We start from the raw sequence: 24649 nt of genomic DNA on the forward strand, positions 1-24649 counted from the left end.
GTGGAGAGGAGGGCGTTTGGGACGTCTACGGATGATAGGCCTGAAGATTCAGTGCGGCAGCAGTTTGACCGGGACGGCCAGGGTGCCGATTTCGGGCATGCGCGTCGGGATGATCTCACCGGCGATCTCGATGGCTGAGGTCTTCGCCAGCAGCCGTTCCAGAGCAATGCTTAGCTCCAGCCGCGCCAGGCCCGAGCCCGGGCAGGTGTGCGGGCCGCGACCGAAGGCCAAAGAGTCCTTCATGTTCGGACGGTCGAGGCGGAAGGTTTCAGCGTCTTCGAACACCGCTTCGTCGCGATTGGCCGAGGCGTAGATCAGCGCCACCGGGTCATCCTTCGGGATGGTCACGCCATGAAGAGTGACATCCTGGGTCGGCGTCCGGGCAAAGCCGCGATACGGCGTATAGAGCCGCAGAAACTCTTCCATGGCGGCCGGGATCAGCTCAGGGTTTGCGCGCAACTTAGCCTGCAGGTCCGGATGCCGGCAGAGATGGGCCACGGTCGAGCCGAACACCACCTGCGGGGCGATAATGCCGACCACCAGCACCTGACGGATGGTCCCCAGGATCAGGTCGTCCGGCAAGGGCTGGCCGTCGACCCTCGCCGCCAGAAGCGCTGAGGTCACGTCCTCGTCCGGATGCAGGGGCGCGGCCTTTCGGCTTTCCAGCAGGCCGCGCGCCATGTCGTAGAGTTGCAAACTGGTCGCCTGGGTGGTCGTCTGGTCGGCCGATTGCACGGCGGCGCCGTAGACCCGCGCCACATCGGCCAGCCACAACTGGTCCTGGGGCGGCAGGTTCATCCATTCGGCAAAGACGCGGATCGGCAGCACCGCGGCATAGTCGGCGCAGATCTCACCGCCGCCTTTGGCCAGCATGGCGTCGATCAGGTCGTCGCACACCTGCGCGATAAACGGCCGCAAGGATTCCACCCGGCGTTCGACCAGCACCCGGTTGATGGCACGGCGGTAGGGCGAGTGTTCCGGCGGATCGAGATGCAGGGGCGGCCGGCGGCCGGTCGTGGCCACCTTGGGCACAACATTCTGCACCGTGGTGGTGAAGGCGGCATAGTCCGCGGCCGCCCGGGCGACGTCGGCATGGCGGGTCAGGGCCCAGAAGCCGCCCCAGGCGGAGGTGTGCGCCACCGGGCAGCCGGCGCGCAGGCGGCGGTAGTCCTCATAGGGGCTTTCGAGGGTTTCGGGGCGGAGGGGATCGAAATCATCCATGGGTTCTAAACTCGGAAAACGGCGCCGGCATCGCGGCAATCATCAAGCGTCAGGATTTGCCAGGCCAGGCGGTCGGCGTCGTCGGCCGCCATGGGCCGGGCGGACAGGGCGGCGCAGGCAGTGAATTTGGCGACCAGGTCGTCGTCGCTCAACGGACGCGACGGATGACCCAGGGCCTGGTGCTCTTCGGCGGCCACGACCCGGCCGTCGGTCAGGGTGACGACCAGGCCGCCGGAGGTGGCGCGGTCACGCCCCCACTCGGGCCGGTCCAGCGGCGTGACCTTAGCCGCCAGGGCCAGGATAGCGGGATCGCAAAGGCTTAAGGCATCGAACTCGGCCAGGGTGACGCGGCCGCGGACAAAAGCGGCGGCCAAGGTGAAGGGCAGGCTGAACTTGGCGTCGATGGCGGTTACTGGGGCCTGTTTGCGCGGCAGGGGATCGACCAGCATGCGCTGGACCTCACCGGACATGACCTGCACCCCGGCAATATCGTTGGGATTCAGGTTGAGGCGAAGGGCCAGTTCGATGGCGGTATGGGTGCCGCGGCAGGCCGGCCAGGGTTTGAAGCTCAGGTCTTCGCCGTACCAGCGCGTCGCGAGGCCATCGAGCAACGGGCCGGTGTCGTAATGGCCGCCGGCATAGAGGCTGAAGAAACCACCCTCGCCTTCCAGCGGATGTTCGAAGCCGGTGACGCCCTGGGTGGCCAGCAGGGCGGACACCACGGCGCCCTGGGCGGGGAAGGCTTCGCGGACGGCGCGCAGGACGGTGCCGCGGCTATGGCGGATTTCGCCCGGCGCGCCCAGTTGGCACAGCATCAGCGACAGGGCATCGCGGGTGCGGGCAGCGTCGAGGCCGGCCAGGCGCGCCGCCACGGCCGCGGCGCCGATAGCCCCCAGCAACATGGGCGGGTACCAGCCGCGCTCTTCCAGCGGCCGGGTCAGGCTGTGACCCAGGCGGCAGACCAGGTCGCAGCCAATCGTCAGGGCTGTGACAAGGTCGTGGCCGCCGACCGGTCGGCCGGCCTGGACCATGGCCAGGGCGGCCGGGATGGCCGAGGCATTGGGATGCAGCGGTACGGCATCGTAGGCGTCTTCGAAATCGAGCGCATGCCCCAGGGCGCCATTGGCCAGGGCGGCAAAAGGGGCCGCTGCCGTGCCGTGGCCGAGGATCGAGCAAGGCCCTTCGCCTTGCCCCACGGCCACAAAAGCCCTGGCTTCTGCACTCAACCCGCTGGCCGCCAGCATGACGCCGACACCGTCCAGCAGGAAACGGCGCGTGGCGTGGCGGGCCGGCCCGGGGATGTCGGTCGTTCCGGCAATATGGGCGCAGATCTCGTCGGACAGGGTCACGGCTTGGCGAACCGCGGCGCCAGGGCCAGCAGGAAGATGGCCCCGATGAGGATGCCAGCGCCGGTCAACTCGGCTGAGGTCGGATGCGGCAGGCCCCACACCCAGGCCATGACCAGGGCGGCGATGATGCCGGCCAGCAGCGACGCCGAGCGTTCCAGCGGGACGCAGTAGCTGTTCTCGCGCTTATCCAGCAGGATGACCGCCGCCAGCACCGAGATGATGGTCAGGAGAAAGCCGTTGGCGGCCAGCTTCCAGATCACCGGATCGGACCAGACGTGGATGAAGCCGTTGGTCAGTTGGTCGGCCTGTTTGCTGATGCCGCTGGCCGACAGCAGATACAGGGCCAGGATCGACAGCGGCAGGGCGACGATCTTTTCTTCGACGAAATAGCGCCGCACCGAGGCTTCGTCGCCGCTCTTGGAGATCTTGGTCATCACCGCCAGGCGCAGGAAATAGCCCAGCGTATAGAGCACGACCGTGGCGATGGCCAGGGGCGGCAGATGCAGGTTGCCCCGCGCCTTGAGGACCACCAGCAGGGCGACGCAGACCATGACCAGGGCGACCCAGCTCCACCATTTGACCTTTCGGCCAAACATCAGATCGACGACGGGCGCGATGATGAGGATATCGCCACGCATGAGGAGTTGGATGAAGGGGATACTGACGCCTTCCAGGGTAAAGGACAGCGGCACGGTGAACAGGACCAGCGAGGTCCCGATGCCGGACAGGAAGGTATAGAAGCTGGGGACCGGAATGCGGATGGGGCCGGCCTGGATGCCGTGGGCGTCGCGGTGCCAGCCCGACAGCCAGAAGAAGGCCAGGGTCAGGACCATGTTGACGATCAGGGTCGACGGCAGGGTTTCCAGCCCGCTCAGGGGCCGGCCGAACGCCGCCACGGCCTGGGTCGTGGTCAGCTTGGTCAGGATGATGTTGGGGATGTAGGTGATCAGGTAGAAGACCACCGTCATTTCCAGCGGCAGGGTCCAGCGCAGGGTTTTCATCCGATGCCTCCCACGACGACCAGGTCGCCGTCGATTGTGTAGTCTCCGTTTAGCCCGGCTTCGGCCGTCACGGCGCGCATATACTCGACGGTTTCGCTAAATTTCGGATCGTCCGGCGTGGTGAAACGCGGCACGGCATCGCGGCCGATATGGACGGGATGGAAACCGGCGCGGACCAGCCTGCCCTGGCGGATATCCAGCCGCGCCACCATCGACAGGGCCGAGGCCTTGGGGAAGTTGTACAGGCTGTCGAAATCGGGCACCCAGTCCTCGGCCAGGGTCTGGATTTCCTTGAAGCTTTTCGAATTGGCGTGGGCTTCGTCCATGCGCAGGTCGCAGGCGAAGTTGCACAGCGAATGGAAGACCGGCCGGCCGTCGATGACCTCGATCCCTTTCAGGATATGGGCGTGGTGACCGAAGATGGCGTCGGCACCGGCGGCGATGGCGGCCTTCGCCACCTCGCGTTGATAGTCGGCGATGACGGCGCGGACGAAGTGGATGCCCCAGTGCAGCGATACCACCACGAGGTCTGCTTCGGCCCTGGCGGCGCGGATATCGGCTTCCAGGGCGGCCAGGTCGCCGCGATGGGCAAAGGTGTGGATGCGCGCCGGGGTGCCGGGTTGATCGTGCTCGACCTGTTCATACAGGGTGTGGGCGCGCATGGGGGCACAGCCGGGGCGGCGGTCTTCGGCCCAGTAGGCCTGGGGGAGGATGGAGCTGTAGGCCAGGACCGCCACCCGGCTGCCGTCGGGCAGGATCCGGATCACCGGCTTGCGGGCGGCGGCGATGTCGGGTCCGGCGCCGACGACGGCGACGCCCTCGCCTTCCAGGTGGCCGATACATTCCAGCATGGCTTCGCTGCCCCAATCGAGGCAGTGGTTACCGGCCATGGAGATGACGTCGATACCGGCGCGGGCCACGGCGCCGGCGCCTTCGACCGGGGCCAGGACGGCGTGACGCGCCTGGGGCAGGCGCAGGCCTTTGGCGGCAAAGGTGGTTTCAAGCTGGGCCAGGGTCAGGTCGGCGGCGGTCAGGCGCACCCGCACGGCGTCATAGCTGGTGTCGGGATCGGGACGATCCGGCGCAATGTCCCCGACCGCCAAAATAACGCACGCTTCCACAATCCACCCTTGATAATTAGTTATACTTTAGAACAATATACGCCATGGTGATTTATGCAAGGGCTTGCATAGATTTTTTGCAGTGGATACTTAGAGCGCGTTTCGATCCGGTAGAATCGGATCGGCGCTCCAAGTTTATTTTTTGACGCGCATCTTTATCCAAAAAGTGCGTCACACTTTTTGGGATGCGCTCTGATGCCCGACACCCCGGCCAAGGTCTTGTCCTTCCCCGAATTCGCCGCCCTGGTGTCGTGCGTCATGGCGATGACGGCGTTGGGGATTGACGCCATGTTGCCGGCCCTGCCGGAGATCGGCCGGTCTTTGCGGGTCGATAATGCCAACCACCTGCAATGGGTGGTGGCCATCTTCTTCTTCGGCCATGGATTGGGTCAGCTTGTTTTCGGAATCCTGTCGGATTGGCTGGGGCGCAAGCGCATGCTGCTGATCGGGATCGGTCTGTTCGCGCTGCTGATGGCGGCGACCGCGCTGGTCACCACCCTGCCCGCTTTGTTAGCGTTGCGGCTGTTGCAGGGCATGTGCGCGGCCTCGGCCAGCGTGGTCACCCGCGCCGTGGTCCGCGACCTCTATTCCGGCGCCCAGATGGCGCGGGTGATGTCGACCAGCTATGTCATGTTCCTGGCCGTGCCGGTGCTGGCGCCCAGCCTGGGGCAACTGGTGCTGCTGGTCCTGCCGTGGCCGGCGATATTCCTGTCGATTGCGGTCCTGGCCGCGGTGGTGTGCGCCTGGATGTGGGTGCGTTTGCCGGAAACCCATCCGCCTGAGCGGCGCCAGCGTCCCAACCTGCGCCGCCTGAGCAGCGTCAGCCTGTTTATCCTGACCCAGCCGGTCAGCGTGGTCTATACCCTGGCCGTGGCCTGCATGCTGTCGACCATGCTGGCCTATGTCTCGCTGATGCCACAGATTTTCCACGATGTTTTCGCCAAGCCGCAGTGGTTGGCGCCGGTTTTTGCCGTCTGCGCGCTGGGGATGGCGGCCGGGTCGGTGTTGAACGCGACGCTGGTCGAAAAGCTTGGGGTGCGGCGGATGTCGCATACGGCGCTGGTCGTGTTTATCGTGGTGACCTTCGTCCATATGGTGTGGGCCTGGGCGGGCCAGGAAACCCTGGCCAGCTTCGTGGTGCTGCAGGGTTTGACCATGACCGCCATGACGCTGTGCACGGCCAATTTCAACGCCCTGTCGATGGAATCCGCCGGCGCCGTTGCCGGCACCGCGGCGTCGCTGCAAGGGGTTTTTACCGCCGTGGTGGGGTCGTGTCTGGGCGGTTTTGTCGGCCAGCACTGGACGGGTGATATCGCCCTTTTGCCGCTGGGCGCCTGCCTGTGCGGCACGGCGGCGTTTGTGTTTATTGTGCTGGGCGAGCGCAAGCGACTGTTTGGCTGATCGCAACCGCTTGCACAGATTTTTTGCAGTGCTATCAAGGAACTATGAAACTCGACCGGCGCAATCTCAAACTGGATGACGTGGCGGCGCGGGCCGGGGTCTCGGCCTCGACTGTGTCGCGCTATATCAACAAGCCGTCCGTCGTCGCCGAAGAGACGGCGCAGCGCATCCAGAGCGCCATCGACGCCATCGGCTATGTGCCCAACCTGGTCGCCGGCGGGTTGGCCACTCAGAAAAGCGACCTGGTTGCCGTCCTGATCCCGCACCTGACGAGCACGGTGTTCAGCGACACCATCGAGGCTATGGTGACCGAGCTGTCGGCCGCGCAGTATGTCGTCACCTTGGGGGTGACCGGGCTGCACCTGGAACGGACGCGGGAACTGGTCATGGCCGCCCTGTCGCGCCGCGCCGCCGCCATCATCCTGACCAGCGAGATCACGCCGGACCTGCGCGATCTGCTGCGGAAGTCCAAGACCAGTGTCATCGAGATCTGGGACCTGCCGAAGGAGCCGATCGATATCGCCATCGGTTTTTCGCATGAAGCCATCGGCGAAGAGATCGCGCGGTTCCTGCATATGCGGGGCTATTGCCGGCCGCACCTGGTGACCAGCAATGCCAGTCGGGCACGGCGGCGGCGCGACGGGCTGGTGCGGACCTGGGCGGAGTTGGGCGGGGTGGCGCCGACCGAAGACGTCGTGGAGTTACCGGTGAAGTTCGGCCAGGCGCGCGGGGCGTTTGCGCGGATGAAGCGGCTGGAGGACCGGCCGGATGTGGTGGTGTGCGGGACCGACCTGCTGGCCCAGGGGATGATTATCGAGGCGGCTTCGCAGGGTTTGAAGGTGCCGGATGATCTGGCTGTGGTCGGGTTTGGCAATGCCACGGTGGCGGGCGAGATGCGGCCGACGATTACTTCGGTCGATATCGACGGCAAGCGTATCGCGCGTGAGGCCATCGCCATGCTGCGTCGTCGTGCTGAGGGTGAGGTTTTGGCGTCGCCGCTGGTCGATGTCGGGTTTAGTCTGGTAGCCAGAGAGAGCGCGTAAGAAGGCGCAAGCCACAACGCTTCTTTCTTTGCCTCCCCTGTTTACGGGGGAGGTGGCATCGAGCGAAGCGAGATGGCGGAAGGGGCTCTTCCACTGACAGTAAAGCCCCTCCCACCGCTTCGCGGTCCCCCCTCCCCGTAAACGGGGCGGGAGAAGAGAAGTAAGCTTCTGTATTTCCTCTCAAAACTCTGCCTGGATTTCGACGCGGCGCAAGGACGGCGCGGACAGGTTGCCGACGATCGGATCGGCCACAGGCTGAGGGCGGCCGGAGGTTTTGACCACGATCACCTTCGGATCGACGCCCATCCGCGTCAGCCATTCCACCGTCCGCTCGGCCCGCGCCTGCGCAACGCCCCTCGCCTCGCGCACCAAAGCGTCCCGGGTCGCCGCATAGCCCGTCACCACGATCCGCTTCGGCCGGGCCGCCGCCAGCCAGCGCGCCGCCTCGTCCATGTAATAATCCGTCGACTGATAGGTCATAAAGGCGCTGCCGTGCTCGAAATAGAGCCGGAAGGTGCGTGGTTCGAACGGCCCGGCCACCGGCTGGGCCGGCAAATACAGCGGCTTCAACACGGTTTTCGGCAGGGCAAATTTCCGGCCTTTGTAGCCGTCCGCCGGCAGAACCCGCCGCACGCACGACATGTCCTCGATGATCGAGACCCGGACCGGATCCATGACCACGCCGCCGCAGGCCTCGGCGCCGCCGGACACCCGGCCTTCGACCAGGACGCCGTGCTCCCAATCCGGCAGGGACGGCGCGCCCGACACATCATAGGTCACGCCGGCCGCCGGATCGCGGACCAGCCAGCAGCCGGATTTGCGCCCCTGGTCGGTATCGCGATAGATGGGGCAACTGACGAAGCGCACCTCCTGGGCCGTCGCGCCCGTCGCCAACACAGCCAAAACCACAGCCGCCCACTTCATAGGGCGTTCAGCAGGTTGATCAGGTCCTGCCGCTCCTGGGGTGTATAGCCGATGCGATAGCGCCGGTCGTAATAGTCGACGATGCCGGCGGCATCTTTGGCTGAGCCGTTGGCAAAATAGGGCGCCCGCCCGGCCAGGCCGCGCATGTTCTGGATGGTCACCCGGCCGACATCGGCGCAGCGCCCGGTCGTCAGGGCAAAGCCCGGATCGGTCGTGTAGATCACCCGGCCGTAGTGGCGGTGCGGCACCTGGCAGGTCACCTTGAACAGCGGCAGATGGGGTGCTGCGTCGGCATAGGGCTCAACCGTCGTGCCGATATCGACCTGGCCGGGGGCGACATCCATGCCGGTCTGGCTCATATTGTGGCAGAAGACGCAGGAATTGCGCACCGGATTGCCGAAGCCGATCGGCGAATTGATGCCGGCGCTGTTGTCGATCAGGAAGGTGCGGTCGCGGAAGACCTTCGCCCCGCGCGCCACCGACTGGCGCCAGGCGTTTTGTTGCGGTGTGCCGTCCGACGCGGTTTCCCAGCCGGCGAATTCGCTCCAGACCGGGATGCCGATGCTGCCCAGCCGTCCGGCATCGCCGTCGCGCAGCGCTTCGGCCCCACCGGTCGCGCCGTCGTTCAAGGCGCCGCCGGTCCGGCTGGTCTGCTGGGCGGTGAAGACGCGGCTTTCGAAGTCGGCGACCTGGGCGCGTTCGGCGTCGGTCATGGCGGCCGTCAGGCGCAGATGGCTAGCGCCGGCCTCGGCCATCTGGGCGTCGAGGGTGTCGGCGCGGCCGTCGGCCATCAGGTTGCCGGCCATCCAGTCGCCGTGGGCGTCACGGCGCAACGCCATGCCTTCCTTAGGGTCATAGGCAAAGCCGGCGGCGGTGGCGTATTTCAGATTGGCCACCGGGCGCGGCCGGCGATAAACCGAGATATTGCCGGCCTTCAGGCCATAGAGCTTGCCGCTTTCGCAGCCCCACGGATCGCGCACCACGTCGAGGGTAAAGTCCGGTTTGACCGGCTGGACGTTCCCGTCTTTCGGCGGCCACGGCCGCTGGATGCGGATCAGGCCGTGGTCCAGCAGCAGCGAATGCGACGCCCGATCGCCGGCCGGCAGGGTCGGGCAGTTCATGCCGTCATAGGCGGCGAACAGGGGATCCTTGCCGCCGGTTTCGTCCCAGCGCTGGCGCGCCGTCCGGGCCGACAGGGCCATGCCGTCGGCGGGCTGGTGGCAGGTGACGCAGGCGCGGCCGTCCGGCCCCTGGGGCGTGAAAAAGGCGTGGTCCTTGGTCGCCATGGCGCCGCCGCTCAGCAGGACGCGCAATGTGCCTTCGCTGTTGTCGTAGTCGGCCGTGGCCGGGAACACCCCGCCCTCGCCCGGCGCCCACCAGGACGGGCCATAGCCGCCCTCCTGGCCGGCCGCTGTCAGCGCTATGCCGGCCAGGCCGAGGGTGATGAGGACCCAGCGCTTCATGTCTTGACCGGGTGGCGCATCTGGCTGGCTACCACGGTGACCAGGAGGCCGGCACCGGCAACCAGGATGGCGGCGACGGCAAACACCACCAGGTGGACCGAGCCGCTTTGTTGCAGGATGGCGCCAATGGCCAGGGGCGTCAGGACGCCGCTCAGGTTGCCGCAGAGATTGATGGTGGTGATGGCGAAGGGCGATCCGGCAAACAGCCGCGCCGGCAGGGTCCAGAAGACCGACTGCGCCGCGCCCAGGCCGACGGCGCCCAGCACCAGGCAGGTCAAGGCCAGCGGGCCGGCGCCGGTGGAGATGGCGATGGCCAGGAAGACGGCGGCGGCAACGGCAGGTATGGCGCTGTGCCAGATGCGTTCCTGGGCGCGGTCGGACAGGCGGGCATTGACGAACATGCCCAGGCCCAGGCCCAGCCACGGCAGGGCGCTGATCCAGCCGATGGTGACGGCATCGAAGCCGGTCAGGGATTTCAGGGTCTGGGGCAGCCAGAAGATCAGGGCGTTCGATCCGGTCAGCAGGGCAAACCACAGGGCAGCCAGCGCCCACAGCCGCGGCTGCAGGATCAGTTTCACAACCGGCAGGTCGGCCTTGGGGCCAGCTTCGGCGCGTTCGCGGCCGATCTCAGCGGCGATCCAGGCTTTTTCGTCGGCGTCGAGCCAGCGCGCCTTGTCGGCGCGATCGGTCAGCCAGACCAGGGCGAACAGGCCCAGCAGGATGGTCGGCAGGCCTTCGAGGAAGTACATCCACCGCCATCCGGGCAGGTCCAGCCAGTCGAGCTGCATCAGCAACCCCGACACCGGCCCGCCGATGATGACCGAGGTCGGCACGGCCAGCAGTGTAAAGCCCAGCGCGCGGCCGCGATAGGCCTGGGGCATCCATTGCGAAAGGAAGGCGACGACGCCGGGGGCAAAGCCGGACTCGGCCACCCCCAGCAGGAAGCGCAGGGCGAAGAACTGTTCCTTGGTATGGATAAAGGCCATGGCGGCGGCGACCGCGCCCCAGGCTATGACGGTGACGCCGGCCCACAGCCGCATGCCGAACTTGCGGAACAGCCAGATGCTGGGGAACTGGAACAGCAGGTAGCCGGCGAAAAACAGCGAGACGCCCTGGCCGTAGGCGACCTTGTCGATGCCGAGATCGCCGTTCATATGCAGGGCGGCAAAACTGACATTGACGCGGTCGATCGAGCTCAGGACGATCAGCACGGTCAGCAACAGGACCAGGCGCAGCCACACCTTGCGATAAACGCGATCGCCGACCTCCGGCATGCCGGGCACTCCCTGTCACGGCCGTTCTGATGCGGCTCCGGAGGTCAGCGTAGCATGATGCAAGCGTCCGTCAAGAACGATTATGATGTATACCTATTTTTGACGTTACTCTCGACACCGGGGCAGCAGTCGCCGCCTCCCTAAAGGCTTGCCCAAAGGCGCAACGCACCGCTGCGGCGAAGTGATCAAGCCACCTTTTCTGATACCTCCCCGCGCTCTTCGCGCGGGGAGGTCGGGTGAGCGCAGCCGAGATATATCTCGTCAAGCACAAGTCGCGCGAAACCTAGCCGAAGGCGGAGTGAGTAAAGCGCGATGGCGGGGCGACGTTCAAATTGCACAAATGGTAAGTCGCCACCACCTTCCTACCGATCACTGTACCGCGACCAATTGCCGATAAGATAATCTGCCATGCCCTTAGCAGGGCTGAAAGGCGGATAGGTGACCGTAAATGCAGTGACTGCAGCCTCCATCGAAAGGCCATCGAAGGCAGCGGTGTGCTTTATGAGATAAAGGAGCCCGATCGTTGGAGAACGAGACATTCCCTGATTGCAATGTAGAAGGACTTTGTTCCGTGAGAGCTGCTGTTGCATGACGTCCAGCGCCGTGTCGATTATGATTGGCGAAATGTAGGCCACATTGTCCACATCCACTAGGTTCAGGATCAACCGACCCGGGCGATGTGCAATCAGATATTCTGGATGGGTGTTGGGGGCAGCGCGACCTGTGTATCCAAGAGCATCTCTGTGATAAGGCTCCTTACACGCGTGTACAAAAAACCAGTCGGGCTGACCTCTCAATGCCCTCTCGTCCTTCTCCCCCCCGATATACAGGTTCTCGTAAATTTCGATCATGCATTTAGCCGCTGTTATTCGATGGACCGCTGATATTCAGCGAGAAAGTCCGCCGCAGTTGAATTCATCTGATCTTCCAGAACAGCCCGTTTGCTTTTGTACATACCGGGCAGGATCATTGGCGCAGACGAGCGCCGAAGATAAACAGCGCTTTGAAACTCACGCGCCTTCAATAGACAACTGTCTTCGCTGCAATGTCCGGCAAGCGCATCGTCCCACACTTTGCGCGCTTGCTTTCTGAGGCTGTCCTGCGCATCGGCAGCATCCCGTTGGCGCAAGAACTCACGACCTGCCCACGCAAGCGCCGGCATAGCTGGAGAGACGACCAATATAAACTCTTTCAAAGGCAAGTTTTGGGCAAGCGCAACTACGAACAGGGCAGCGGTAATTCCGAGCGCTAACCTGACAACGAATCTTGAATAGTCACGACGCAGAGCCTCGTCGTATGAAAGGTTCGCACGTTGACACAACAGTCTGGCCAAATGCAAAGGCGCGGCACCTACAGCCACCGGATACCAATCGGTAAACTCAGCCTTTGTCGTTCGAGCTTTGAACTTTATCTCGGCCGCGTGCAACTCCTCAGGCGTAGTCTTGTCCCCGACAGTGAAGTTATCCCAGGGCAGGTTCAACACCCGAGTATCAAATTCCTCACCAAACTTAGCGCCCAATTTCAGTAGAGCCTTCTGACGACGGTCCAAGTAATATATGTCTGCTAGCACCAAGAGCATCGAAAGCGCTGCCGTGTAAGGTTTGGCATCTGGCAACACAAAGGTCACAAGCGCAGCGACAACTGGAATGGCCACTGCGCATATCACTTGCAGCAGCACAATATCTTGTGCGGTGTCATACGTCGCTCGTATCGCACGTCTATACCGAAGGTTTCCTTCGTCGTTTTGCAAAGCAAGAATATTGTTCATGTCGTTAAACTTTGCCGAGGTCGCTACGCTGCGGCCGCGGTAGCAACCGGTGTAATAGGCACATGGATGCGGTCTTTGGCGACGACAACTCCGTTCTGCACGACGAAGATTTCGACGACGTGGTCCCCCCTAAAATTGGTGGTCTCATTTTTTTCGCGATGGCCCGTGTCCTTGACAATTTGCCCCCTGATAATGTCAAGGCGCTCCGCTTCATCCCCCCGGTTCAGAACCTTCCAATACAGTTCATAATTGCCAGGCACGTCACAACTGTCGATATAGAAATTCAGGCTCTTGCGGGGGCGCAGAAGCATGCCCTGTCCGATCATAAAGCGCAGAAGATGTTCCCGGAAACCATCCTGACTGACGGTGCATTCGAGAGAGATCGAATATTTGATATCTACAGGAAATAGATCTTCGATGAACTCCTCCGTATCACGAAATGTGCCCGCACGCGCTGACTTCTGCACCTTGGCAGTTAGAGGGAATGGCGTGCCGAAGATCTTACGCCATTTAGCGCCTTCATTGGCTTGGCCGGCCGCCGCGATAGCCTCGACGCTGAGGTCGTAGGCCAACTTAGCTTTTCGCTGGAAGGATTTGCGGACCTTAACCCACTGGTTGCTGCCCAGTGCGGCGTAGCGCACCTGCTTTGGCTGATCAGCCATATACTTGAAGAAGTCGCGACACATCTCGTCGTAAGACGAATAGCTGCGGGTGTCGTACGTTGTATTTGATTTCAAAAAATTATGCGCGAGCGTGTCGAGCAACAGTCCCCCCATAGCCTGGCCGTGCTTATTTTTCCATGCACGCCCCATCTTACACAGACGTCGTAAGTTATTGTTCTTCTCCGCGTCAAACTCACGCATAGCTCGAAGTTCGGCCTCGGGTTTTGTCGTCTTCCAACTTCCGTCGCTTCGTGTATCGGGATAAAGAAATCCATCTTCTAGTCTGAAGACAGGCAATACTTCGATGTGAAAATCCTTGTACAGAACTCGCACAACTGGCGTGTCCACGACCACGTTGGTTGTCGGATACCGGTACAGAATTGCTTCTTTGACGTGTCGGAGCAGCTTCGCCTGTCCCTTGGGCACGTTATAGTCTTCCCAAACGGCCTCCGGCAGGATGTAAAGCATGTCTAAGTCCGACACACCCTTGATAGCCGTTTTTCGGCCATATGATCCAACCTGAAGACTATTGGCTGTTTTCGATTCCGTGTCTCGGTAGGTTCTGTTTAGCGCGCATGTGATTTCACCATACCTGCCGCTGATGATTTCTTTGTTATCAATTCGAATATTATCAAGAAACGTCTTGAAGTTATCTGCCGTACTCATTCAAACGCCCTGTTGAAAAATTGGGCGGTCGATCTGCGTTGTTCAGGTCAAAATCCGCAAAATAGGACGCATACCGCCGACCCAATTAGCCAAATAGGAAAGCGTTCCGGATTCGTCCAGACCTATTACGAGATATTTTCGCAATATCTCCTCAATAACGACAAAAATACCCGGTTATAACGTTGTTTTGATATTTCTTACACCGAGTTGAGCTGGCGAAATTAACCACCTTGCCGCAATTTTTAGGCCTTGCCACCGAGAATAACTCGCGCGACCTTTATCACTTTGGGCAGTAGCTCCCGGATGTTGAGGGAAGTCAGACACCTCTATGACTGCGGTTTGAAGTTCGCTTCAACGGAACAAATGGGGTCAGAGTGGTTAAAGTTGGCCCCTACCGCTCGTCCGCGTTTTGGCAATATGTTAGCCAGCTGCCGCAGCCCCTTCACAAAGCTGTCGAAATCCTACTGCGTCCACTCCAACTGTTGGCGTTTCAGGATCGGCATTCGCTTTGATCAGTATCGGTGCATAAATTCCGTCGCCGCAAGGAAAAGTATCATTCGTCGCAATCAGGCTTTTCGCGCTAGTCCCGGCTAATAATCAACCGCGAAAAGAACAAACCGCCCTTCCGCGGCAGCACGCAGATATAAAGCCCGAACGTCCTGAAACCACTCCCAGGTATAGGTGAAATCCTCGTCTCCGATTTCGCCATCATAACTCGCAGCATCAATGCGCTCATATGCCTCGCGGAAATCCGAGATTGTCAGATGTTCAATCGCTGAGGCAACCGCCTTAACCTGTTCCGGCGTCTTCAGGCTCATGATGTAGTCGTCCCCGGAATACAAAGGCGTACCGGCTAAAACGGTGTGGTTCAGCGGAAACGTGCCTCCATCCCATGTGAGCTGTCCGTTGGAGAGCGTTCGATGCATCGCGTCCCAGGACTTGTCGCTTTGGGCAATATATTCCGCTGCCCCTGCGAAATATCTCTCCTCCAGTTCCTCCTGCAAGAACGCCAGACGCTCCTGCTCGTCGCTTATGCCTTGCAATGCAGCTACGTCGTCCGCCGAGAAAGCGAAGTGGACTCCCAGACAACTCATATCAATCCCCCAAGTTGGTGCGCTAGCCGCAGAACGTCCGATCGACGCTCCGTTGACGTGACGGTAGCCCGCCATAAGGGCGTTGTGAAGCCCAGGGCGAGTGTGATTTACCCGTCCTTCCGAATAGAAAGCTGAGGCAGCGCCCCGCAGCTCAGCCCACCTAAGCCGCCCGGCCCGCTCCCGTTAGTGCGGCGATCTCGTCCGCGCCATAGCCCAGCCAGCGCATGATTTCCTCGGTATGCTCGCCCAGGCGCGGTGGGGCGGAGGCCACGAACGGCCCGTCCACCGCCATGCGGAAACCGGCATTGACCACATGAACCTGCTCGCCGCCAGGAATGCCCGGCACCGTCACCGGCAAAAGCGCCTCGCGTTCCGCCAGGTGAGGCAGGGCGGCGGCTTCGTCTACGCCACGCACCATGCCGCACGGAATGCCAGCCGCGCTCATCTCGGCTTCCCACTGCGCCGCCGGCTTGGTCCGCAGGGCCTCGGCCAGGTCGGCCTGCAAAACCTCCGAATGAGCCCGGCGCAGGTCCGGCGTGGCGTAGCGCGGATCGCTCAGCCAGTCCTCACGGCCGATATGTTTCGCCAAAGCCTTGAACTGGTTCTCCTGAACCACGCCCAGCGAAATCTGCCGCCCGTCGCCGGCTTCGAACAGGGCCGCCGTCGGTTGGCCGGAATAGCCGGTATTGCCGGTACGCACCAAGGGGGTCCCGGTCACCAGATACGGCGTCACCGCCGAGGTCATGAAGGCCAGGGAGGCATCGAACATGGCGACATCGATGAAGTCGCCGCCCTCCCCGCGCGCCTGGCGCATCAAAGCCGCCATGATGGCGAAGGCCGCCGTCTGGCCGGTCAGGGTATCGACCGCCGGGAAGCCGACCCGCATCGGGGGATCGCCGGGATCGCCGCCCAGGCTCATCATGCCGCTGGTCGCCTGGACGATGTTGTCGATCGCCGGCCAGTCGCGCAACGGCCCCGATTGGCCATAGCCCGACACCGAACAATAGACGATGTCCGGATTGAAGGCCTTGACCGCCGCATAACCTAGGCCCAACCGCTCCATCACGCCGGGCCGGAAGTTTTCCAGCACGACATGGCTGCGTTTGATCAGGCGCCGCGCGGCCTCCAGCTGGTCCGGGTCCTTCAGGTCCAGCGTGATCGATTTCTTGCCGGCATTGACCGCGATAAAGGCCGGCGCCATGCCGTCATAGCGCCGGTCGGCGCCGTAATAGCGCATGGCGTCGCCGCGCCCCGGCGTCTCGATCTTGATGACCTCGGCGCCCAGCAGGCGCAGCAGATACGAGGCATAGGGCCCGGCCATGACATGGCTGAAGTCGGCGACGACGATTCCGGCAAGGGGCTGGCTCATAGGGTTATGTCCTTACAGGGCAGGAAATGCTGCCGTCGGGGTGCAAACTGGCCCGGCCGGCGTTGAATACAGCGGTGCCGTCGATGCCGTAGCGCGACAGGTGGCCGGCATTGCGTTCGGCGATCTTCAGATACAGGGCATTGAAGGTGGCCTGGTCCTGGGGCGAGACCGGGAAGGTCTGCACGCCCTCGGCGGCGGCGGCCTTCAGCCCGGCGGCCTGGGCCTTGCGGATCTCTTCGGCCAGGGCGGCCTCCCAGACGGCGATGCCCTGGTCCAGGATGGCGCGTTGTTCGGGCGCCAGGCGCTCGAACCGCTCCAGGGTCATGGCGCGGGCCGGATAGGCGCCGCGGGCGATTTCCAGCGGCCAATAGAACTTGGCGACTTCGGAGAAATGCAGGGCGCGGAAGGTGTCGGCCGGGGCCACGACGCCGTCGATAATGCCCTTGGCCAGGGCGGAATAGACTTCGCCCATCGGCATGTTGACCGGGTCGGCGCCCAGCGCCTTGGTCACTTCCGACAGCTCCGACGGGATACGCAGGCGCAGCCCCTTCAGGTCGGCCAGGGACTTGACCGGATGGTTGCGGGTGATCAGGGACGGCATGTTGCCGCCCTGAACGGCCAGGACCTTCAGGCCTTTCAGCTCGACGGCGAACTGCGGGCTGGACTGTTCCATGCAGCGGTACAGCGAGACCTGGTCCTCGACCGTGCGTACGCCGCTGTAGAAGCCGGCCTGGATGCGCAGCAGGTGGGCACCGCCCTTGACGTAGATGGGCGTGATCAGCCCGATATCGGCGACGCCGTGGCGCAGTTCCTCCATCGATTGATCCGACGACAGCAGCGATCCGGACCATAGGGGCCGGATGCTCAAGGACCCGCCCGATGTTTCGGTGACGAACTTCATCCATGTCTGGTCGGCCCGGCTGAACGGGTGCGACGGCGAATAGGGCGTGGCGTAGGTCAGCCGCGTCACGCCGTCGGCCACGGGCTTTGCGCACCCCGCCACGGCCAGGCCGCCCAAGAGGAAAGCGCGCCGCTTCATGCCGCGTCTCCCTGCACGCCGACGCGTTGCGCCAGGAAGTCGGCCACCTGGGCGACCATTCGATCGTGGTTCCAGCTTTTGGCGTCGACCATGTCGCCGTCCAGGGCCAGGACCGGGACGCCGGCCTGTTCCAGGGCCTGGGCGGTCAGGCGCGTGCCCGACTGCGACAGGCGGTTGTCGGGCGGCACCAGGACGATGGCGGCATCGATGCCGCAGCGGTCGGCTTCGGCCGTCATCCAGCCGTTCATCCATGGCGGCAGATGCAGGACTTCGTTCATCGAGCAGATGCGCGACGACAGGGCGTGCATGTCGCGGCCGTCCAGGGCGCGGATATATTGCGGCCCGGCAAACGGCATGTACATCGACCAGACGAAGACTGCGCCCAGCCGGTCCTCCAGGGCCTGGTAAAAGCCCGGATCGTGCCAGACGCCGGCGCCGATCCACATCAGCCGGATACGTTCGTTCTGGGCCGCGCCGATGCCGTTGCGCACGCGTTCGGCGACCTCATCGCGGAAGCGGCGGGCGTGGTCGACCGCCCAGTCCGAACCACGGTGCCATTGCGGGATCATGGTGTTGGGCATCTGGTCGGCGATCGACACCGGACAGGGCCGCGCCGTGCCGATCATCTCGGCCGCTTCGGCGATATAGCCTTCCTGTTCGTTGATGCGCTCCATCAGGTGGTGAAACTTGGCTTCATCGAAACGGCGGCCGGTGCGCTTTTCGAGCACGGCGATCAGGTCGGCCATTTCGTCGACCAGAAGCTGGATGCGGTCGGGTTGATAGACGCGCTCCCATTGGGTTTGGGAGTGACGGAACCAGTCGCTTTCCTTATGCTCCCAGGCCGGCGCCTCGATCGGGAAGAACTCGGTGCCCAGGGCCTGGGCCCACTGTTCGAAGACATGCTGGATGCAGTCGCAGGTCAGGCGCGCCACCAGAAGGGCCGGCGTGGGCAGGCCGCCCCAGGGTGCGGTCTTCGGGTCGTTGGCCAGAGTGCAGGCGAGGCCCAGCGAGCAGTATTTGCAGCTGTTGGCCGGGTAGCCGCGTTGCGCCATCACGTCGAAATAGCGGGCCGAAAGCTGCTTGGCCGAGATATAGGCCGACCACCACTGGTTGGTGACCAGGGGGATATCCATGGCGTGGAAGATTTCGTGGGGCGTGTCGGCCTGGGCGACCACGAAGGGCTCGCCGTCATCGACGACGCGGCGCTTCAGATCGGCGCCGAAGGCCTTCTGGTAGGCGGTGGCCACGGCCGTGCAGGCCAGGTCCTTGCGGCTTCTTTGACCAGTCTCTTTGGGTCCAGTCTCGGTACTCATCGGAACACTCCCAGGGCTTCCAGCTCAGCGAAACGCGCAGGGCTAAGGCCCGACAGGTGAAGGGCGACATCGCGATTGTGTTCGCCGATGTCGGGGGCACGGAACGGCGCAAAGGCGTCGCGCGACAGGATCAAAGGCGTGCGGACATGGCCGAAGACGCCGAGATGGGCGTGTTCGATATCGACCAGGGATTGCCGTGCCGCCACCTGAGGGTCGTGCTCCATCAGGTCTTCGATGTCCTGGACGGGGGCTGCGGCAAAGCCTTCGGCCTGCAGGCGATGCGCCAGGTCGTGGGCGTCGTGTTGCGCCGTCCAGGCTTCCAGGGGGCCGCCGGCCAGGGCCAACAGGCGGTCAAGCTCGGCCTGGGTTGCGGCGGAGATAGCGATCCAGCGATCGTCGCCGCGCGCCGGCAGGACGGTTTGCCAGAAGACGCCGGCTTCGTCATTGCCCCGGCGTTGCGGCGGCGCGCCGGTCTGGGCGGCCAGGATCTCGTCGCGCATCTGCTGGACGCAGATTTCGTACATGGAGGCGTCGATATGGCAGCCCCGGCCGGTCTCATGGCGGCGGGCCAGGGCCGCCGAGGCCATGGCGGCCATGACATAGGGCACGATGACGTCGCCATAGGGCACTGCGCCGGGAATGACCGGATCGCGGTCGGGCCAGCCGGTCAGAAAGGTCCGGCCGGACAAAGCTGCGCCGGTGCCGTCGACGCCCCATTCGGCCGCCAGGGGTCCGGTCTGGCCGAAGACGCTGCCCGACACCATGATGAGATTTGGATTGCGTTTTGCAAGTTTTTCATAGTCGAGCCCCAGCTTGGCCATGGTGCCGGGCGAGAAGTTTTCCACCACCACATCGGCCCAGTCGATCAGCGGATCGAGGACTTCGCGCGACTCCGGTTTCTTCATGTCCAGGGCCAGGGAGTGTTTCGAGGTGTTGAGGTGGGCGAACCACGGCTTGTCGTCGAAATTGCCGGGCTGGGAGGCCGAGACCTGGACATCCAGCCGGGTCAGGCACGGCCGCGTGCGCGACTCGACCTTGATGACCTCGGCGCCGAGGTCGCCCAGGGTCTTGGTGGTCAGGGAGCCGACCAGGGCCCACGAGAAATCCAGGACCCGCACGCCGGCCAGGGGCCCAGGGCGCTGCGACGTGCGGGTGCCGGCCGACGGGGTCTCGGGTCCGTCGGTGACCGTGGCAAAGCGTGAGGGTTCGCGGACGGCGGCGCCGGTCCAGAAGCTGCGCGCCTGAAGGTGCGGATCGGCCAGGACGTCGCCGGGCTCGTTGACGACGCAGGCATTGATCCCGCGGCGGCGTCCCTCCTCCGCCATTTCCGCCTTGGTGCGCGTGGCGAAGAAGGCGGCAATGGCCGTTTCCCACACGGCGCGGGTCTCGGCCGGAAGGGTCGAGCGGTTGTAGTTCAGCCAGTCGACGCCTTTCAGCGGATTGTCCAGCCCTACTTCGTCGATCCAGTCCGACAGGGCCTGGTTGGCCGGGGCGCCGAAGCGGCCGGTCATCAGCGAATGGAAGCACCAGCCGTCGGCCAGCGGCCAGATGCAGCGCACGGTCGCGCGACCATAGTTCAGCGCTCCGCCGACGCGGTGCAGCTTGCGGCGGTCGAAATGCCAGACCAGGATGCCGTTGATATTGCGGCTGAAAGCCACCTCGGCGACCGAGACATCGACATGTTGGCCATGGCCATGGACGGCGCGGGCATAGTGCGCCGCCAGGGCGCCCGAGGCCGCCACCATATCGGCGTGGAAGGTGCAGGCATTGCCGGCTTCCTTGACCGGGGCGCGGTCGGGTTGGCCGGTAAGGCGCAGGCTCCCGCCCATGGCCGAGGCCTGCAGCTCTCCGCCTTTCCAGCCGGCATAGGGGCCGAAACTGCCATAGGGCGTCACCGACACGTGGATCAGGCGGGGATGATCGCCGTCGGGGCGCGAGGCTTCCAGCCCCAGGTCGTCGATCAGGAACGAGGCTTCGGCAAGGCGCGCCGCATCGTAGGTCGCGACCTCGGCGCCCAAAGACGCCAGGTAACGCGCCAGCGGCCGCCAGGCCATGCTGCCCATCGTGAGCACAAGATGTCCGTTCAGCAGGCTCACGCGGCACGCTCCGTCAGAAAGTTTGAAATCTCGCCGGTGATGTCGTCCAGCCAGGCCCGGCGGGTCAGGACCAGGGCGGGAATGCCGGCGGCGGCCAAAGCGGCGCGCTGGGCCGGGACGTGCCAGACCTCGGACTCTTCCTCCTCGATCAGCCACAGGAGGACGGCATCGGCGCGGGCGGTACGGGCGGCGGCCACCAGACGCTCGCCCCGGTCTCCGAAGGTGCGAGCGCCGGTGGTCCGGCGAAGGATGGCTGCGGCCAGGGCGGCGATGGGATCGCCGTCTTCGGCTACGCGCGGCCCCATCCAGGTCAGCGACCGGTCGTGGGCTTCGGCGATGATGGAGGCCCCTGCCCGCTCGACCGCCTCATGCAAGCGGCCGTCGGGTGGCGGCGTGCCGGCCAGCAGGATACGGCGCGAGGCCTGGCCGGCCGGTGGGGTGGCGTCGACCTCACCGAACAGCGACGCCCGGGTCAGGCGTTCCCAGAAGGGGCCGTCGCCCTGGCGTTGGGCTTGCCAGGCGGTCATGGTATCGCGGCGGGCATTGACGGCGGCGATGGCCAGGTCGTCGATCCGGACGCCGAGTTGCGCGCACAGTCCCGTCAGCGCGTCGCGGGTGCGGCCGGTGCTGGTGGCGCGGCGGATATAGGCGACGTCGAAGATGACCGGCTGGGGGCCCTTGATCTCGCCGCGGTTCTGCAGTTCGCAGATGTAATAGTAGAGGCGCTGGGCATTGTCGTCGCCGCGGGTGAAGACGACCTGTTCGAAGCGGTCGAAGCGGCCTTCCGCCCAGTCTTCCAGCATCCGCCGCGTCCACGGCGCAAAGCCGCTTTCCAGCCAGGTATCGGCACGCGGTGTCGGCAGCTCACGGTCCCACGGCAGGTGGCAGGCCTTGCGGCCATTGGCGGTCAGGACCTCCAGCGGGATGTCCAAGCCTACAAATCCGATATCGGCATCAAGGGTGATCATTGTCCCAGCAACTCCGGCAGGCCAAGGGTGATGACAGGGAACAGGATCAGCAGCAGCAGATGGACCAGGTCCGACGCCAGGAACGGCAAGACGCCGACAAAGATCCGCCCCAGCGGCACATCCTTGGCGATGCCCTGGATGACATAGAGGTTCATGCCGATGGGCGGATGGACGAAGCCGATCTCCATGGCGCGGACCAGGAAGATGCCGAACCAGATCGGCGACAGTCCCATCTGGTCGATAATCGGCAACAGGATCGGCGTGGTCAGCAGCATCAGGGCCAGGCCGTCCAGCACCGAACCCAGCAACAGCAGCAGCACGGCCATGACCAGCACGGTGACCAGAGGCCCTGCGCCCAGGCCGGTGATAGAGCCGCCGATGGCGTCGGTCAGGCCGGTCACCGACACGAATACCGAGAACAGCAACGCGCCAATGACGATGGTGACGATCATGCCCGAGGTCTTTAGGGTCTCGAACAGGGCGTTGTACAGGGTGCCGAAGGTCAGACGTTTGCGTACGGCAGCGATCATCAGAGCGCCGATCCCGCCGATAGAGGCGGCTTCGGTGGGTGTAAAGACACCGAAGGCAATGCCGCCGAGCATCACGATCACCAGCAGTGCGATATCTGCGATTTTGAACAGCGCTTTCCAGCGTTCAGACCACGGCGCGCGCTCGGTCGCCGGCGCCAGTTCCGGCTTCCACTTGACGACCAGCCAGACGACCAGCAGGTAGAACAAAGCCTGGGTGATGCCGGGCACCAAGGCGGCGGTAAACATCTTGCCGATCGACTGTTCGGCAATGATGCCGAAGACGATCAGGGCGCCCGAGGGTGGGATCATCTGGCCCAGGGTGCCGCCGGCCGCGACCGCGCCGGTCGCCAGGCCGTCGTCATAGCCGCGCTTGCGCATCTCGGGCAGGGCCACCAGGCCGATGGTCGCTGCCGTCGCCAGGGACGAGCCGTTGATCGAGCCGAACCCGGCACAGCCAGCAATCGAGGCAAAGGCCAGGCCGCCGCGCTTGTGACCCAAGAACTTGGCCGCGGCGTCGAACATGTCGCGGCTGGCATTGGCCGAGAAACACAGATGCGCCACCAGCAGGAACATCGGAATGGTGCCGAGCTCATAGCGGATGAGGGTCTCCAGCAGGACCACGCCGGACTTGATCACGGCGGGCTCCAGCCCCAGGCACAGAACCAGGCCGCCGATGCCGACCAGGCCCAGGGCTGCGCCGATCGGCATGCCGGTCATCAGCAGGACCAGCAGGATCACCACGCCAATCAGGCCGGTTTCAGGTGTCGCCATCATGACGGCTTCCTCGAGAAGGCTTGCCACAGGAAGACCACCGCGACCGCGGCCACCGTGGCGCAGGCAATGATACGCAGAGGCGCATAGGGAATGCCCAGGACTTCGCTGGCCTCATGGCCCGGCCAGGCTTCACCGGCCAGCCAGACACTCCCGGCGAGCAAGGCAAGGTAGAACAGCGACGAAACCGCGCGGGTGATCCGTTCGGCGCCGTCGCGCGCACCTTCGGGCAGGCGCTCGACCAGCAGATGGACCGTGGCATGAATCCGCATCAGGCTGGCCACCAGTAGTCCGGCGCAACCGGACACCAGGATCGCCGCCTGGACGATTTCGATCGAACCGATAAGCGGGTGACCGGTCTGGCGCCCGATGACCCCCAGGGCGTCGCCGGCCATGGCGGCCAGCAGCGCGCCGCCGCCGATCAGGGTCAGCCAGCGCAAGGGCCAGGCATGGTGTTGCGGTTCAATCATGCGAGAACTCCGAGCGGCGGCAGGCCGGCGCGAACAGTAATATCGGCGATGTAGCGGCGGACGCTTTGCGCGCGCTCGCCTGTGGCCAGGACCGGGCGGCCCGGCGGTTCGATGAAAACGGGTAGAAAATCGGTGTCGAGCGTCCCGTCGGCGCGCCACACCACCTTGCCGATCAAAGCGTTGACCGCTTCCGGGTGAAACGGCGCCAGGGTGTAGGTCGGGTCGGGCTCGAAGCCGAACAGCGCCTTGCGCCGCTCGACCCAGGCGGCGCGCGCCGCATTGTCCTGGCCCGGGCTTAAGGCGTGCGTCACGACGCACCCATTGCCGAGGCCATGGAAGATCGGCTTGCCACGGTAGATCTCGATCCCGCGGGCAATGTGCGGATGGTGGCCGATGACGACATCGGCGCCGGCGTCGATCGCCGCCTGGGCCGCCGGCCGCTCATACGGCGCCAGCTTTGCCGGCGTGTGGACGATCCCCTTGTGCAGCGCGACCACAATCAGGTCGGCTTCGACGGCCGCGATATCGTCGGTCAGGCGCTGATGATCGTTGAAGCGTTCCAGCGCCGCCGACGGTGCAATCGGTGATCCGTCCGCCGTCTCGACGCGCAGGTAGTTGCTGCCCGCCCGGCCCTCCCCGGCCCAGGCCATCTCCGGCCCGACCAGGTTGTAGCTGAGCAGCGCGATCCGGCGCCCGCCGCGTTCGATGATCACCGGCCGCGCCGCTTCGTCCAGGTCCTTGCCCGCACCTGTGTGCAACACGCCTACCCGGTCCAGCCCGGCGCGCGTATCGGCAATGCCTTCGGGACCGCAGTCGGCGATGTGATTGCCGGCCAGGGTCACGGCCGTAAACCCCGCTCGATTCAGGGAGTCCAGGTTTTCCGGCGGCGCGCCCGGCGCCGGCACATCGCCCGCCATGGTGTGCTCGCTCAGGGTATGCGGCACTTCCAGGTGCCCGATCGCCACGTCGGCGGTGCGCAAAGCGGAGGCAATCCCCGACAGCCAGTAATCGGCGTCGGGCACGTCCAGCACCAGATCGCCGGTGAACATCAGGGTCAAATCACGCATGGTCATGACAAGGTCTTGAAGCTACTCAGGAAAGATGGC

At 64.2% G+C, this 24649-nt stretch carries 21 protein-coding genes; 2 read left to right on the forward strand and 19 right to left on the reverse strand.

Translation table 11 applies throughout. The annotated features are described in order from the left end of the window. Positions 1-48 precede the first annotated feature (48 nt). From ABAC460_RS37790 to ABAC460_RS37805, 4 genes are read right to left on the reverse strand one after another with little or no spacing between them, the layout of a single operon-like run. Positions 49-1221 carry a cytochrome P450 gene (locus ABAC460_RS37790; protein WP_023453917.1) on the reverse strand — a complete coding sequence of 391 codons (1173 nt, stop codon included), beginning with the start codon at positions 1219-1221 and terminating at the stop codon, positions 49-51. Between the two features lie 5 nt (positions 1222-1226). After that, positions 1227-2570: an MmgE/PrpD family protein gene (locus ABAC460_RS37795; protein WP_023453918.1), complete on the reverse strand. Its 1344-nt coding sequence runs from the start codon at positions 2568-2570 to the stop codon at positions 1227-1229. Further along, positions 2567-3571: a hypothetical protein gene (locus ABAC460_RS37800; RefSeq protein ID WP_023453919.1), complete on the reverse strand. Its 1005-nt coding sequence runs from the start codon at positions 3569-3571 to the stop codon at positions 2567-2569. The genes ABAC460_RS37795 and ABAC460_RS37800 overlap by 4 nt, the downstream gene beginning before the upstream one ends. Continuing rightward, a complete protein-coding gene (locus tag ABAC460_RS37805; protein WP_023453920.1) occupies positions 3568-4692 on the reverse strand; it encodes a CapA family protein in 1125 nt (374 codons plus the stop codon). Before ABAC460_RS37805 ends, ABAC460_RS37800 begins: the two co-directional genes overlap by 4 nt. A gap of 195 nt (positions 4693-4887) precedes the next feature. Here ABAC460_RS37805 and ABAC460_RS37810 point away from each other — a divergent pair, with 195 nt between their 5' ends. Together ABAC460_RS37810 and ABAC460_RS37815 are read left to right on the forward strand one after the other, a co-directional pair. After that, positions 4888-6093, forward strand: coding sequence for a multidrug effflux MFS transporter (locus ABAC460_RS37810; RefSeq protein WP_023453921.1), 1206 nt, complete (start codon positions 4888-4890; stop codon positions 6091-6093). 44 nt (positions 6094-6137) lie between these two features. Then, on the forward strand, positions 6138-7136 hold the full coding sequence (locus ABAC460_RS37815) for a LacI family DNA-binding transcriptional regulator (protein WP_023453922.1): 999 nt from the start codon (positions 6138-6140) through the stop codon (positions 7134-7136). Between the two features lie 180 nt (positions 7137-7316). Here the strand turns inward: ABAC460_RS37815 and ABAC460_RS37820 are convergent, their stop codons facing one another. From ABAC460_RS37820 to ABAC460_RS37880, 15 genes are all read right to left on the reverse strand, one after another. After that, positions 7317-8060: an OmpA family protein gene (locus ABAC460_RS37820; protein ID WP_023453923.1), complete on the reverse strand. Its 744-nt coding sequence runs from the start codon at positions 8058-8060 to the stop codon at positions 7317-7319. After that, positions 8057-9523 carry a hypothetical protein gene (locus ABAC460_RS37825; RefSeq protein ID WP_023453924.1) on the reverse strand — a complete coding sequence of 489 codons (1467 nt, stop codon included), beginning with the start codon at positions 9521-9523 and terminating at the stop codon, positions 8057-8059. Before ABAC460_RS37825 ends, ABAC460_RS37820 begins: the two co-directional genes overlap by 4 nt. Next, a complete protein-coding gene (locus ABAC460_RS37830; RefSeq protein WP_023453925.1) occupies positions 9520-10797 on the reverse strand; it encodes an MFS transporter in 1278 nt (425 codons plus the stop codon). Before ABAC460_RS37830 ends, ABAC460_RS37825 begins: the two co-directional genes overlap by 4 nt. Before the next feature lie 362 nt (positions 10798-11159). After that, entirely contained in the window at positions 11160-11648 is a 489-nt protein-coding gene (locus ABAC460_RS37835; RefSeq protein ID WP_023453926.1) for a dual specificity protein phosphatase family protein, read from the reverse strand. Between the two features lie 14 nt (positions 11649-11662). Further along, positions 11663-12565: an S-4TM family putative pore-forming effector gene (locus ABAC460_RS48350; RefSeq protein ID WP_023453927.1), complete on the reverse strand. Its 903-nt coding sequence runs from the start codon at positions 12563-12565 to the stop codon at positions 11663-11665. A gap of 23 nt (positions 12566-12588) precedes the next feature. Further along, positions 12589-13893: a nucleotide-binding domain-containing protein gene (locus ABAC460_RS37840; RefSeq protein WP_023453928.1), complete on the reverse strand. Its 1305-nt coding sequence runs from the start codon at positions 13891-13893 to the stop codon at positions 12589-12591. Positions 13894-14483: 590 nt separating this feature from the next. After that, on the reverse strand, positions 14484-14987 hold the full coding sequence (locus ABAC460_RS37845; protein ID WP_023453929.1) for a YfbM family protein: 504 nt from the start codon (positions 14985-14987) through the stop codon (positions 14484-14486). 160 nt (positions 14988-15147) lie between these two features. Next, a complete protein-coding gene (locus ABAC460_RS37850; RefSeq protein WP_023453930.1) occupies positions 15148-16356 on the reverse strand; it encodes a CaiB/BaiF CoA transferase family protein in 1209 nt (402 codons plus the stop codon). A gap of 4 nt (positions 16357-16360) precedes the next feature. After that, a complete protein-coding gene (dctP, locus tag ABAC460_RS37855; protein WP_023453931.1) occupies positions 16361-17395 on the reverse strand; it encodes a TRAP transporter substrate-binding protein DctP in 1035 nt (344 codons plus the stop codon). After that, on the reverse strand, positions 17392-18708 hold the full coding sequence (locus ABAC460_RS37860; RefSeq protein ID WP_023453932.1) for a 2-hydroxyacyl-CoA dehydratase subunit D: 1317 nt from the start codon (positions 18706-18708) through the stop codon (positions 17392-17394). The genes dctP and ABAC460_RS37860 overlap by 4 nt, the downstream gene beginning before the upstream one ends. Beyond that, positions 18705-20804, reverse strand: a complete 2100-nt coding sequence (locus tag ABAC460_RS48355) for a CaiB/BaiF CoA-transferase family protein (protein WP_023453933.1) — start codon at positions 20802-20804, stop codon at positions 18705-18707. Before ABAC460_RS48355 ends, ABAC460_RS37860 begins: the two co-directional genes overlap by 4 nt. Beyond that, positions 20801-21772, reverse strand: coding sequence for a 2-hydroxyacyl-CoA dehydratase (locus ABAC460_RS37865; RefSeq protein ID WP_023453934.1), 972 nt, complete (start codon positions 21770-21772; stop codon positions 20801-20803). The genes ABAC460_RS48355 and ABAC460_RS37865 overlap by 4 nt, the downstream gene beginning before the upstream one ends. Then, a complete protein-coding gene (locus ABAC460_RS37870; protein WP_023453935.1) occupies positions 21769-23076 on the reverse strand; it encodes a TRAP transporter large permease in 1308 nt (435 codons plus the stop codon). Before ABAC460_RS37870 ends, ABAC460_RS37865 begins: the two co-directional genes overlap by 4 nt. Further along, positions 23073-23543 (reverse strand): TRAP transporter small permease, encoded by a 471-nt coding sequence (locus tag ABAC460_RS37875; RefSeq protein WP_023453936.1) that lies wholly within the window; start codon positions 23541-23543, stop codon positions 23073-23075. Before ABAC460_RS37875 ends, ABAC460_RS37870 begins: the two co-directional genes overlap by 4 nt. Further along, a complete protein-coding gene (locus ABAC460_RS37880) occupies positions 23540-24616 on the reverse strand; it encodes a CapA family protein (protein WP_023453937.1) in 1077 nt (358 codons plus the stop codon). Before ABAC460_RS37880 ends, ABAC460_RS37875 begins: the two co-directional genes overlap by 4 nt. Between the last annotated feature and the right edge of the window lie 33 nt (positions 24617-24649).

The organism is Asticcacaulis sp. AC460, from assembly GCF_000495795.1.
Taxonomy (GTDB): domain Bacteria; phylum Pseudomonadota; class Alphaproteobacteria; order Caulobacterales; family Caulobacteraceae; genus Asticcacaulis.